We start from the raw sequence: 724 nt of genomic DNA, 5'->3' as shown, positions 1-724 counted from the left end.
TCATTCAACCTGTCCATGAGGTGGAGGTCGGATATTGCTGCCCGGCAGGATCTTCGTCCGTATGTTAGTGTTGTTCCGACTCATCCGTGCTTCACTTGTCTGTAACGGTGTTATTACGTTCGGCTTCTATGAAAAATCATGAACCCTAAGCTGCTAAAGACATGACCGTAAACCGGGGTATATCCCGCAACATTTTTTCTTCACTAAACGGATGTCCCTTCTTCAGGACACCAAAGAGAATTCGTATCAACTTACCGCAAAGCGCAATGAGCGACTGCATCTTTTTCAATGGGTTGTTTGGCCGCTTTGTGTAATATTGATGCAGGGCTTTAAATGCACGATTCTTTGCCACAAGTGGCATCATGACGCGAAATAGCAGCGCTCTTAGTCGCTTTCGTCCGCGCTTCGTGATCTTTGTCTGTCCCTTGTGTTTACCACTTGTGTTTTCTTTGAGGTTCAACCCTGCGAGTTTGATGATCTGTTTCGGATGCCGGTAGCGCTCAATATCTCCAACTTCAGCTAGAAAACCAGCTATGCTATCCCGACCAATACCTTTAATGGCTAGTAATGGCTTCACATGCGGGATTTGCTTCAGGAGTTCATCAAGCTTTACCTCAAGCTCTTCAAACTTGCTTTCAAGCAGTTCATACTGTGTTAACAACAGCTGGAGCTCAATTTTTTGCTAGCTTTGTACCTTCTCGTATGCCAACGGAACGGCTTGCAG

1 pseudogene is annotated in these 724 nt (G+C 45.7%); it reads right to left on the bottom strand.

The window, feature by feature from the left end:
* Nucleotides 1-145 precede the first annotated feature (145 nt).
* A pseudogene (locus A7975_RS34975) lies at nt 146-724 on the bottom strand (transposase); the annotation flags it as partial.

The sequence above is a fragment of the Bacillus sp. FJAT-26390 genome (assembly GCF_001682865.1).
GTDB lineage: Bacteria > Bacillota > Bacilli > Paenibacillales > Paenibacillaceae > Pristimantibacillus.
Note: the sequence above shows the minus strand (reverse complement) of the source record. Positions and strands in the feature narration are given on the sequence as shown.